The organism is Chitinophaga sp. GbtcB8, assembly GCF_019091455.1.
Taxonomy (GTDB): Bacteria; Bacteroidota; Bacteroidia; order Chitinophagales; family Chitinophagaceae; genus Chitinophaga.
Genome location: NZ_JAGXJN010000050.1, coordinates 1 through 12,682, shown reverse-complemented (window position 1 = coordinate 12,682; position 12,682 = coordinate 1). Strand labels below are relative to the sequence as shown.

General features: G+C 43.0%; 10 protein-coding genes. 7 read left to right on the top strand and 3 right to left on the bottom strand.

Annotation, left to right across the window (positions count from 1 at the left end):
• Positions 1 to 5: 5 nt before the first annotated feature.
• Entirely contained in the window at positions 6 to 2,273 is a 2,268-nt protein-coding gene (locus tag KVT36_RS28835; RefSeq protein WP_217606902.1) for a hypothetical protein, read from the bottom strand.
• 340 nt (positions 2,274 to 2,613) lie between these two features.
• Between KVT36_RS28835 and KVT36_RS28830 the strand changes: the two genes are divergently transcribed.
• Positions 2,614 to 3,357, top strand: a complete 744-nt coding sequence (locus tag KVT36_RS28830) for a hypothetical protein (protein WP_217606901.1) — start codon at positions 2,614 to 2,616, stop codon at positions 3,355 to 3,357.
• A 68-nt stretch (positions 3,358 to 3,425) separates the two neighbouring features.
• Positions 3,426 to 4,325, top strand: coding sequence for a hypothetical protein (locus tag KVT36_RS28825; RefSeq protein ID WP_254640240.1), 900 nt, complete (start codon positions 3,426 to 3,428; stop codon positions 4,323 to 4,325).
• 32 nt (positions 4,326 to 4,357) lie between these two features.
• Here the strand turns inward: KVT36_RS28825 and KVT36_RS28820 are convergent, their stop codons facing one another.
• Positions 4,358 to 5,308, bottom strand: a complete 951-nt coding sequence (locus tag KVT36_RS28820; protein WP_217606900.1) for a hypothetical protein — start codon at positions 5,306 to 5,308, stop codon at positions 4,358 to 4,360.
• A gap of 652 nt (positions 5,309 to 5,960) precedes the next feature.
• On the opposite strand from KVT36_RS28820, the gene KVT36_RS28815 reads away from it, so the two are divergent.
• From KVT36_RS28815 to KVT36_RS28795, 5 genes are all read left to right on the top strand, one after another.
• Positions 5,961 to 7,610 carry a tetratricopeptide repeat protein gene (locus KVT36_RS28815; RefSeq protein WP_217606899.1) on the top strand — a complete coding sequence of 550 codons (1,650 nt, stop codon included), beginning with the start codon at positions 5,961 to 5,963 and terminating at the stop codon, positions 7,608 to 7,610.
• The gene (locus tag KVT36_RS28810) at positions 7,607 to 8,272 is read left to right on the top strand and encodes a response regulator (RefSeq protein WP_217606898.1); all 666 of its coding nucleotides are present in this window, start codon (positions 7,607 to 7,609) and stop codon (positions 8,270 to 8,272) included. Before KVT36_RS28815 ends, KVT36_RS28810 begins: the two co-directional genes overlap by 4 nt.
• Positions 8,273 to 9,163: 891 nt before the next feature.
• The gene (locus KVT36_RS28805; protein ID WP_217606897.1) at positions 9,164 to 9,724 is read left to right on the top strand and encodes a hypothetical protein; all 561 of its coding nucleotides are present in this window, start codon (positions 9,164 to 9,166) and stop codon (positions 9,722 to 9,724) included.
• Between the two features lie 11 nt (positions 9,725 to 9,735).
• Positions 9,736 to 10,728 carry a DUF4407 domain-containing protein gene (locus KVT36_RS28800; protein ID WP_217606896.1) on the top strand — a complete coding sequence of 331 codons (993 nt, stop codon included), beginning with the start codon at positions 9,736 to 9,738 and terminating at the stop codon, positions 10,726 to 10,728.
• 75 nt (positions 10,729 to 10,803) lie between these two features.
• On the top strand, positions 10,804 to 11,892 hold the full coding sequence (locus tag KVT36_RS28795; RefSeq protein WP_217606895.1) for a type I restriction endonuclease: 1,089 nt from the start codon (positions 10,804 to 10,806) through the stop codon (positions 11,890 to 11,892).
• A gap of 259 nt (positions 11,893 to 12,151) precedes the next feature.
• Here the strand turns inward: KVT36_RS28795 and KVT36_RS33300 are convergent, their stop codons facing one another.
• A complete protein-coding gene (locus tag KVT36_RS33300; protein ID WP_217606894.1) occupies positions 12,152 to 12,517 on the bottom strand; it encodes a 7-cyano-7-deazaguanine synthase in 366 nt (121 codons plus the stop codon).
• Positions 12,518 to 12,682 lie beyond the last annotated feature (165 nt).

Sequence of the window (12,682 nt, the reverse complement as noted above, 5' to 3'; positions counted from 1 at the left end):
CAAGCTCATTTCGTTACAGTAAACTCAAAATCACACTTACCTACCATGCCATGATCGCTGATACCCTCCACTATACCATAAAAAGCAGCATTGATATCGGAGGAAAAGAACTCCAGGTTGGCATTCCCGTTTTCATCCGTTATAATATCGGGCGCCCATAGCAGGGTATTCCGGTAATCGGGCAGGGGATCGGGTTCTTTATCATAATTGGGCTGGTAAAATTCTTTTTCGGGATAATAACCTTTTGCTCTGGCCAGTCCGAACATTTTTAACAGCTCTTCCTCCGTGTATTTGGGATAATGATAAACAATTTGTTTAGTGTTAGTGGAGTTGAATGAGAAGGGGTGTGAGGTGGGTGGGGCAGGGCCGGTCCATACAATGTAGGTCTGCCCTTCAACGGGCCGCTCATCGCCATCCCCTGCAGGGCAGTTTAACCATCCCCCGTGAGTCTTGTCAGTAAGCTGCTGGTACTTCGCCAGGCTGTCCAGGTGGCCTGTATATTTGTCGCGGAATACGGCCGTTGTTTTTCCCTGTATTTCCACGGCTTTCAGCTTAATACTTCCACGGGTGAGTATTAAAAGATCTGCTTCGTTTATTTGCTCATTGGTGGTGGAGGATGTTCCTTCCAAAGGATAGCTTATTTTTTGCCAGGGCTTTATTTTATGAATGGATTCAAAAGGGTTAAATACCTTCAATTCAAAATCCCGCTGTTCACCGTAATGCTTAATGTAAATGTTCCCTGATAATTTTAAGTTTTCCGGCGAAAGCCAGAACCATCCCCGGCTATCCAATGTTGTCAGCTGACTGTGTTGCTGTGCTGCATCAAAGAACATCACAGCCTGTTGGGTAGATCTTGTTTGCTTCCGGAGCGCAACCAGCTGGCCCCGGATACTGTCAGATAATACGGGGCTTCCCATTTTTTTCAGCTCCTCCTCACTCCAGGAATAGGAGCGCCAGCCCTGTGTTAGCAGCAATAGGTCCAGGGCTTGTTCCCGGTTTGTTTTAGTGGTATCGAAGTAATAACCGGGATTGTAAATATTACCTTTTAGCTGGGTGGATAGCAGGTAATGTGTTTGTATATCGTTTGGATCCATTGGCCGGTGATAGATCCGGTCGTACCCGGCTGCCCCTAATTGGGCAATAACCGGTTTGCCTTGTTCATCCGCGGTATGTATCTGCAGCAGGATCTTCGTTTTTGTGCCATAGCTTTTTTGAGAAAGTTTTGCTGTAACAGATAAACGGTTATCCGGTTTTATATAAAGCAGCCGTTCCGCTACAGGTACCGGGCGATGGTCAAAAAGCGTTGCTTCGGCTACACCGCTTGTCACATCCTGCAAAGGCAGTTTAAGATCCAGGCTGTCTTTTATTGTTGCTGAGGCCATCAGCTGGGTCAGGCCCCTTGTCTGCAACCTGAAATAGAAAAGCTGTTTTTCAAGTCCCTGGTTATAGATCCGGAAGCTGATGCTGTCTTTACTATTGCTCAACAGCCGGAAGCTCATTCCCTGCTTCCTGGTTTCGGGTAATGGGTAACGCGTGTTAGCAAAGGGTGTATCCAGGCCTACGTAATAAGTGCTGCCGGATTGCGGCAATAGCAGGAAGCTGCCCATACCTGCGTGGGTACTCTTAAAATATCCGATGGCCTTATCACCATCAAACAAAGTTCCGGAAACCGCGCAGGGCAGGCCGTTTTCAGCTACTGCCTTAAAAGCAATACGGTTGGTTACGCCTGATAACAGGAAGCCACCTTCGGGCAGAAGGCTAAACTGTATTTTTTTTTGCAGGCTATCAGTGGGGGGCGCTGCTGGTTTTTTCCGTAGCAGCTCCGCCACATTCTGCACAATTCTTATTCTCCGCGCCCCCTGGAAGGATGCGGCATCCGCGCTCAGGGAATGAGCGGAATAGGCGCATAACCAATAATTCCCGTCTGGCAGTGCATTGTCCAGGTAAATATGCCCGCTGGCAATGCCTTTTTCAATAGGGTATGTTTCCTCCCACACAACACTGTCTGTTCTTTCATGAACCAGCTGGATGTAAAGGGTTTGGTCAATGGCAGAGAGCAGCTGATGCCGGGCGTCCACCGCATAGGCCTTGAACCAAAGGTCCTCCATCGATTCATAGATATCCTTACTGGTACGTATATACAGGGAGGTACGGGGTGCAGCGTTGGAATAGGTTTCCAGGCTACGGGCCAGAGAGTCCAGTTTGTGTTTTGGTGTCTGGGCGTTGGCTGGGAAAAAGCTAAGAAGCGGAATAAGTATGATTAGATAGCGCATTACGGGAACATGGAATTGCATATAATTCCAAGATACGCAAGAAGGGAGTTTTCTGCAACGATGCTCCCCGTTAAGAAGCAGCTCCTGGTTATGTTTAAATGCTACGTACCTGCCGGGCAATTCTCTGAAATCTAATGGTTTATATTGCTTAAAAGTGGGCTGTTCCTGTAAGTAACCCTGCTGGCCCAAAATGTCATCTCGTAATTCCTTGTAAATTAGTTATTTACGTAAGCTGATTTCAGCGGGTATACACGTTAGTTTAAACTGCGTCAGCTCAAATGTCACATTTGTCAGCGGACAAAACTTGTACTTTCAAAGTATAATCCTGTAAATTTAAAAGATGAGAAACCGTCTCCTTCAGCGGATCATGTTTTCCGCTGTCACCCGGATATTACTGGGTATTGCCCTTTTATTCACGAACCCACTATCTGTAACGTTCCGGTACCTCATTGTAATTATCTTTCTACTACCGGTGATCAGGTATATCTTCCATGTGTTGCAACACACGGAAATGGATACCTTTTTCACTGGCTATCCTCAGCTGGGACTGGTGCTCCCTTTTTTCATCGCCACGGGCATAGCCGTGCTCTACGTGCTTGTATTGGCGCACATACTCCAGATCTATACAACCTCTTATTTCTGGTGGATACTCATGATCATAATACCGGTAATATGCTGGTATCTGTTGTTTGGCAAAAAAACACCCCCGGCAGAAGTACACCAACATAACATGCGGGCATTACTGCGGACACTAGCCTTTTACATCATCCCTTTTTTCTTTGCTGTAAACTACGCTTTCGACTTCTCTGTTCCCAGGCATATGAAATATTATATTACCCGTACGGATCATACAACAATTGCCATCAACGATCCCGACGTCAGTGAAATTGATGTGTATTATTTTTACCTGCTGCCTGCTGATAGTATGACCGGACCAACCCACTGGCAAACAGTCAGTGAAAATGCCAGACCGTTACGTCGCAGTGTCCCTTATTGGTTATACAAACGTTTCAACGAAGGGGACTATTTAAATGAAGAAGAACACCGCGGCTTGTTTGGAATTAAATGGGTTAGCTACCGTTAATTTATATCATGGCTCTAAAGATGCCATTGCATTAATTTTTCCCGCCAGTTTAAATTTAAATATATATCATGAAATCAATACCCTTAGTTCTCATCTTCCTGTCTCAAAGCATCGCTTTTGCACAAACGCCAGCGGAACAATCCAATAAATATCTTGGTGAACGGCCACCTGGTATGAAGCCGGTTAAATTCGCTCCCGGTGTTGTATCATTGGATAATCAATATGAATTCGGTTCGGTATTTTCAATCAATGGCACTGAATTTTATTACGCTGTTAATGCAGGCAGCAAGGCCGAAGTCAGATTCATGAAACTAACAAGGGAGGGATGGACAAAACCAGTGACGATACTCTCCGGTCAGACATTCAGTTACAACGACCCGATGTTGTCTCCCGATGAAAGCAAGCTGTTTTTTATATCTGATAAACCGCTGGATGGATCAGGAAAAAAGAAAGACTATGACATTTGGTATGTAGAGAAAAATGGAGATCACTGGTCAGCACCTATCAACGCGGGCGCAGCGATTAATTCCGGCAAAAATGAATACTATGTCTCTTTCTCAAAGAACGGAACAATGTATTTTTCGTCCAATCGAATGGCTAAGGATGAAAAAACAGACAACTTTGATATCTATGCCTCAGCCGCAGGACCAGGAGGGTTTCAGCAACCGTTGCCTTTAGAAACCACGATCAATACAAAGGAATACGAAGCTGATGTTTTTGTGGCCAGAGATGGATCTTACCTTATCTTCTGTGGAACACATCCCGATGGATATGGTGCAGGCGATCTGTATATAAGTTTTAAAAAACAGGATGGTACGTGGACAAAAGCAAAGAACATGGGAGAAAAGATCAATACTCCAGGTCATGAATTATGCCCCTTTGTTACGGCGGATGGAAAATATTTCTTTTATACCAGCAACCGGGATATTTACTGGGTAGATGCTGGAATAATAAATGACTTAAGGTAGCCGGAGGCGGTGTAATGCTTAGGTTTTAGTTACTATTTCGTGACCATACCCTGGCGGATGTGTATGTCGATTATATATTTGGTGATTGGCTTCAGCCAGCGCCCATAGATAACAGGATGCTCCCCATACCATGTATAGAATTCAATTTTGTTATCAATTTTAGAATACCAGACCTTCCCTATGGCCTGGTAGGTGATCGTGTCCGGTGTAGTTATTTTCCTGAAGTTTTTCAGCTTCGTCATGTCCAATGCTATGATCCTCACATTCGGTATTTTCTGATCACAAGCTATGGGCTTGTAGTGATCTTCACTCCAATACATACAGCCGCCCGGCCTTGTATATATATGTATCAATAACCACGCGCCACCTGTTGCCAATACCAGTGACAACACAACGGTGGCTGCCAGCCTTTTCCTGGATCTCCCCTTTTTTACTTGTTTCCCAGCTTTCTCTGTCTTAGTATCCACATCTTCTCCCAGTAACCGCATCGGATTTTCCGGATTTTCCGGAATTCCGGTCTGTATATCAGACTCGTTTGCCGGGGTATTTACTACTGTTTCCGGTTCGCCTGCTACTGGGCCGGTATCACTTAACGGCGGATTTTCATTCGCGCCGTCAGGATACTTTTTCCCTAGCTCCCAAGGCCTGTGGGGAAAGTCAATTAACCAGGCGAGGAGCTCGATATTCTTCGGATCTGTCTTTTCAGACTTCTTTTTCAGATAGTTCACTAGTGGTCTGAACTTATCCGTGCCGCAATGTTGAATGATCATCGGGCACTTTTTCGATTCATCCAGGTCTCCACAGAACTCCCTAATGATCATTTCATCTAGCCTGTTTACACCCTTTTTACATCTCACTACACATTCTTCTTTGAGTTTCGCGGGTGTCAGGTACTTCAGGCCGTGGGGGAGCTCATTATCTACTTTCTTTCGCTCATAGGCTTGCAAAACCAGTTCTTCGTAGTCCTTAAAAAATGTCGCCATAAACGGAATTATAAGACTGAATAATAGGAATAGAGCCGGTATTACCGGAATTACCCGTGGAATATCAGGAATCCACGGAATTATTGGAATTGTTTGTAAATCAACCTGTTAACCCGTTCTATCTTCGTTTCGCAATCAGGTAATGCCTCTATAGCTAAGGGGCTCTCTGTACAGAACCTGTTCACCTCGGGCAAAGAAAGCGGAAGCCGGTTACCGGCTTGGGAAGCGATGATCAGCTTCCGTGATCCACGCCCACAACACTTCCCAAAAAAAGTAAGAAGCGCTTCTTCACTCGCGTAAAACTCCGCTGCCGGCAGCCCCGGCAACCGGCAGCTGCTTTCCTAATTCTTAAAAATTAAAACAATGATTCCGATTATATTAAGTTTTTTCCTGGCATTCTTATGCCCCAACCATTCCAATAATGGCAATAACCATAACAATGGTGGTCAGGTCACTACTTTGGATGATACCGGCGGCGAAACCGGAACAATCCCTCCAAGGAAACCAAACCCTTAATGTAAACTCCCGTGGGGCAAGAAAGATCTTGCCCCACTTTTTTTAATGCCGATCAATATTACTTCGCCAAAATTTGAAAATTTGATACTTTTAAGATAAATAACCATCAGTGCGACCCCTATACATTATCCTATTAATGCTGTTTGCCGGTTTGCTGGCCTGTAAATCAAAGCAGGATACCCTGCAACCGGTTTCCGCACCAACGCTGGAAAAAGGGGAGTCGTTCTTCAATAAGAATAATGACTCAGCCTTTTATTACTTTAATCTTTTCGCAACAAGTGCTACAGACAGTCTTGAAATTGCAATGGCCTACACTTATATGGGAATTATCCAGGCATATGAAGGGGACCATTATGGAGGGCAGGAAAGTCTTTTAAAATCCCTCAGTTATCTTCATGAACACAGCAGCAAAGATCAGGAGTGCCTGAGCTCAGACTATCATGAGCTGGGCAATATCTGTCTTAACCTCAAAAACTATGAAGCAGCCATCGATTACTATCGTAAAGCGCTCAAATATATAAAAGATCCAGGCGACAAGGCCATTGCTTTAAATAGTATAGCCCTGACCTATCAAAAGAAAGGAGACTATGATCAGGCTATTGATCTATACAGATCTCTACTGGTAAAAAGTAAAGAAACGAAAAAAGAATATGCCCGGACACTTTCCAACTATGCAAGAACAAAATGGCTTAAAGACTCCAGTTATCATGCTGCACCTGAACTAAAATATGCGTTGCAGATCCGTAGAGATTCAAATGACAGCAGGGGGCTCAATGCCAGCTACGCGCATCTGTCGGATTATTATTCAACCTCAATGCCTGATTCAGCGCTTTATTATGCTGAGAAACGGTACGGGATCGCCAGGCAAATTAACAGTCCTGATGACGAAGCAGAAGCACTTTCAAAACTTATTACACTCAGCCCTCCCAAATTGTTGAAACCTTATTTTATTCGTTACCAATATCTGACAGATAGTCTTCAAACGGCAAAGAATGCAGCCAAGAACCAATTTGCATTGATCCGGTATGAAGCTGCGAAGAACAAGGCCGACAATCTTCAGCTGCAAAAGGATAATGCACAAAAAGAAAACCAACTGATTGTGCAATGGTTCATGTTGGTGCTTACTATCCTGATCTTTACTTCCATTGGCATTTTCATTATTCAACGGCATCGGCGGCGGCGGCAGCAGATAGAGATCGCATCCCGGCAGGCGATACAGGAACATCAACTTAAGACCTCCCAAAAGGTGCATGATGGGGTAGCGAATGGCCTATACCGTATCATGACAGAGCTTGAGTATAAAGAACCTATTGACAAAGAAGAACTGATCGATAAGATCGAGATATTGTATGAGCGGTCACGTGATATCTCGTATGAACAACCCACGATCTCAAGGCTTTCTTTTCATGAAAAAATTAAAGATCTGTTGAGCTCCTTCGGGTCTGATCATACCAGGGTCCTGATCATCGGAAATGATCCCACTTTCTGGAACCATACCCATGCACAGGTGCAGATTGAAATTGAACATATCCTGGAGGAATTGATGATCAACATGAAAAAGCACAGCCAGGGACATTCTGTAGCGATCAAGTTCGAACATCAAAACGGTCAGCTCCACATACACTACACCGACGATGGCATTGGCCTTCCACCGCAATTTAAGTATGGAAATGGATTGCGGAATACGGAAAACCGTATTAAAAGAATTGGCGGCCGGTATACATTTGAACATCCCGCTAAGGGATTAAAGATGCACATTTCCTTCCCAATAGCTCAATCATCATGATTACAAAGGTACTGATAGCCGAAGATCACGAAAGTGCTAATATTTCCTTACAGAAAACGCTGGAAGACCTGGCCATCGTTGATACAGCGCACGCTTATTATTGCGATGATGCCCTCAACAAGGTGTCCATAGCGCTGAAGGCCGGCAGCTCATTCGATCTGCTTATTACCGATCTGTATTTTGAGCCGGATGCCCGGGAACAGACCCTCTCCGGTGGAATGGAGCTAATTACTGCCGCCAGGAAAATACAGCCCGGCCTGAAGATCCTCGTTTTTTCGGCAGAAAGCAGACCCGCCATCATTGACCAGCTCTACAGCCAGCTTGATATCGATGGCTTTGTACGTAAAGCCAGGAATGACGCCAGAGAGCTTAAGGAGGCGATCAGTGAAATCACCCGGCATCGCCGCTATTTTCCCCGGCATATCATGCAGCTGATCGAGAAGAGGAATGTTTACGCCTTTTCGGAATTTGATATCAGGATTATTACATTGCTTGCGCAGGGAATGCTGCAGAAAGACATACCTGCGCACCTTCAACAAAATGGAATAAAGCCGTCTGGCTTAAGCAGTATAGAAAAAAGGCTCAATCAAATGAAAGACGCACTTGGCTTTTCCAAGAATGAGCAACTGGTAGCTTATTGCAAGGATCTGGGCGCCATATAATTTCTTCAAAAAATCACCCATTACGGTTTCCCATAAAAAAAGTACTTTTTTGAAATATACTTTTGGTTCATAAAAAAACATCACTATGAAACAAAAGTATTATGTAAACGATCATGCGCAACCCAATGGCGATCATGAGATACACGTTACAAGCTGTTGCCAGCCCTGCCACACGAGATAGGCAGGAATACCATTCCTTTTGTTAATCCCTTTTATTTGAATCGACCGGCCATGAAATTCCTATACGCCTGGCTGCTTACAAGCTACGTTAACTGCAATCAGATCACAGTATATGTATGTGACAGCAAAAGCGCCACAAAGTACCATTACAGATCGAATTGCCGCGGCCTAAGCAATTGTAAGCATCGGATCATCAGCATGCCGCTTGAAAAAGCGATGAAAGACAGAACCCTTTGTAAATGGGAGCAGTAAATAACTGCAACAAGAATTACATTTCAATAAGCGCTTACCTGTGTTATTATGAATACTCCAAATGATCTACCGTACAAGTATTTACAATTTAAGGAACACGGATCTTACCGCAGGTATATTCAGAAGGATATCCCCAAGCAATCTCCTCCTGATTCCCCTCCGGAAAATACTCCCCTGAACGTTCAGTCTCACGGTAGTTATGGTGCACTTTTATTTCACCCTAACTGGAAGGCTAAACGAAAAGAAATACTGAGCCGCGACATGAATTGTTGTGTGCATTGTAAAGGGAATAAGGATCTGCAGGTACATCACCGGCAATACCACTTCTTGGCAAGTCAACAAAAATTCCGCCTTCCCTGGGAATACCCGGACCATTTACTTATTACTCTTTGCGAATCCTGTCATAACAAGGGACATAATAAATACAAAGTACCAACAATCACCATTTAAAAAATATGTATGGGCTTATTTGATATTTTCAACCGGCAACGCCAAAATGGGCATGATCACGTTATGGCTGTTGAAACCGCCATGCCCGATATTCCGGAAGCCACTTTTATAGAAAAGGAAAAACCGGAACAGCCGGAAGAAAAGGTTATTCCGGCCTTCAATGGCGGAATACATCTTCTGTATGATTTTCTTGACAAGAATTATGAATCCAAAGGGTATAACGACGCGTTGATGAATCCTGATACTACCCATCTGGATCAAAATGTGATCGCTTTAAAAAATGACCTGGAGAGATCTATCCGAAAAGTAAAAACGTTTTACGAAGACTTTATCAGGCAGATCAATTTCCACATAACCAGCAGAAGCAGAAGTGGAATGATAGATACCGTGGAGGAACTCACCGTCAAGAAAGAAACTGCCGAAAGTCATATTAAACAAGTCATAGAAATTGAAGAGCAGGCAAAACTTAACGAGGGCGTGGGGCATGGCATCATTATCAGCTATAGCCGGGGATTCAGGAATGGCCTTGCTGCAATTTCCGGTCACATCATCCTGAATAAGAACTTTTAAAATCGGGTATTATGAAACATCTATGGATCCGTTTCGGCTGCTTCATGACCGGGTACAACTACAATATTTTAAGAAACTGTAGTGAAGCTGCCTTTAAATCAGTGAAAAAATACACGGCAGCTATGCTGATCGTTTGCATTCTTTGGTTTTTTATCGGTTTTACCTTTGCGCAGCGTTACCTGACACTCAGCCTGCCGGGTTGTATGCTGGCAGGTATACTCGCAACAGTGATCATTGTGCAGGTTGAAAAGCAGATCGTCTTATCCATTAATCCAAGCCGGCTGCTGCTTATATTCAGAGGCTGTTTGGCTGTAATGATGTCTGTTTTAGGGGCGGTGATCATCGATCAGATATTGTTTGAGAAGGATATTGAGATCGAAAAGATATCTTACGTCTCAGAGAAAGTAGATATGATATTGCCCTCGAAAACGGAAGAATTAAGAAAGCAGATTGCTGCGCTGGACACGACAATAGAGAGAAAGGAAGAGGAGAGGAGAAAGTATATGGATGATATCAGCAAACATCCCAATCAAACAATCCTGAATACTCAGACACAGTCAAGGATGGTGCCTGTTCCGGGCAAAACATCTTCAGGCCAGGATACGATTATTTTTAAAAGAGAAAATACTTCTATTACTGCAACTAGTACAGTTCCAAATCCTAAAACGGCATTCATACCATCCCTCGATTCTACCATCGGTGCTATGCGGCAACAAAAGATCCTGGAGGAAAATGAATTGCGCGACATAAAACCAACGCTTGAAAGGAAAATGGAAGCAAGTACTGGATTTCTGGACGAGTTAAAAGTTATGGTACGATTGATATCGGCCTCCAATGTTGCATTGAGTTTCTGGTTCCTTTGGATCCTGTTTTTCCTTTTTATAGAAATGCTGGTATTGTTCAGTAAGATGGGCGACCGGTCTAATGATTACGAGAAGGCTGTATTGCACCATATGAACTTACAGATCCGGCGATTGAATGCCCTTGAAAAAGGATTTGACTAAGAGCAAGGACGGATCCGTAGCGTAATCTATCTCCCATAACAAATTCTAATAAAATCAATCCCGAAAAAATTTAACATGGATTTTAAAGACGAAATTAAACTCTTTGGCGACAAGGTCGAAAAACTTAAAAGCCAGATTCAAACAGAAGAAGCTACTAAAAATGCTTTTATCATGCCTTTCATTAAAGCCCTGGGTTACGATGTATTTGACCCGTTTGAGGTAATGCCGGAATTCATTGCGGATATTGGGATCAAGAAAGGCGAAAAAGTAGACTATGCGGTCCTGAAAGAAGGCCAGCCTGCCATACTGATCGAATGTAAGCATTGGGGAGAAAGCCTGGATCCGCACAACTCCCAGCTTTTCCGGTACTTTCATACTACAGCCGCTAAGTTCGGCCTGTTATCAAATGGAATAATTTACCGGTTTTACACAGATCTTGTTGAACCGAATAAAATGGATGAAAAGCCATTCTTTGAATTTAATGTTACGGATATAAAAGACAACCAGATCGAAGAATTAAAGAAGTTTCACAAGTCATATTTCAATATAGAAGACATTCAAACCACTGCGAGCGAGCTAAAATATATGAATGAGCTCAAAACGCTGATAAACGCCGAGTTTCAAAATCCCTCTGAGGGGTTTATTAAACTCTTTGCAAAACAGATATACCGGGGAATGCTAACTTCAAAACTTGTTGAGCAATTCGGCGCACTTATAAAGAAGTCAATACAACAATACATAAATGATCTAATCACTGAAAGGCTTAAATCTGCGCTGAAAAAGGAAAATGATGCGGGTCAATCTGATGCTGAAAAGGAATTAGCTACTACAAAGGCCGAAGAAAAGGGCTCATTGGTTGAAACCACAGAAGAGGAAAAAGAAGGTTACATGATCGTAAAGACAATTCTCCGGCAGAAGATAAAGCCCAGCAGAATAGTATACCGGGATGCTCAATCTTATTTTGCAATACTGCTGGATGACAATAATAGAAAAACGATATGTAGATTATATTTGAACGGCTCACGAAGATATATTGGCACTTTTGATGAGCAGAAAAAGGAGACAAGGACAGAAATTTTAACTGTTGATGACCTCTTTAAATTTGAAGAGATACTTCATAAGACTGTTGATTGGTATGATGCAGAAAAGGTTCCGGCAAGTTGACAGGTATAAGAAGAGATGCAACAGCAGCAGGGTGTTTCTCCTGAGCATATTGATCTCCAGAGTTCAGTTCCTTACAATGTGTTAACAAGCGCTCCGGCACATTACAATTAATATTTCGGCTAAAACGAACAAAAAGGCCGTCCCAAATTACTTTTGAGACGGCCTTTGTAAAATTTGGGCGCCAGCGTTTTTATGGACTGGGTTAGAGAATTATCTAACCAGTTGTTTCAAGCAATATAGCAATTAAAGAAAAACAGATTTATTGCAATCTTAATGCTTCAATTATTTTAATGTATTTGTAACATCCACGGCAATGTCCACACGGCCGGTTAGATGTATGACAGGAATGTGCCCAAAGCAATATTTCATCTGGAACAGAAGACATTTGTATCAATTCTATTGTAGATAAATGGATAGCTGGGCACTCAATGATGATTTCTCCCTCCTGATAATTCATTAAAGAGTTTATGCGTTTGTAAAAGGTCTCTGTGCCATCCTTGTGAAACCCATCAGATTTTACAGTACCAACCATAAGTGATTTTAGGCCCATTGAGACTCCTTTCATTGAAGCCAATGTTACCAAAAGTTGATTTCTGTATGGCCACCATTCTGTGGAAGGAGCCATATCTAATTTTTCTGTTCCTGAAAGGTCTCCGCTACCTAAGTATTTACAATCTGCAGTAATGACTTCATGATGAATATCTAATAGTCGCAGAGACTATTACAAAAAGTGTGTCAGTAAAAAGTTGATTAACTTTAAACTGACCATATGGAAAAGCAAAACTTTGAT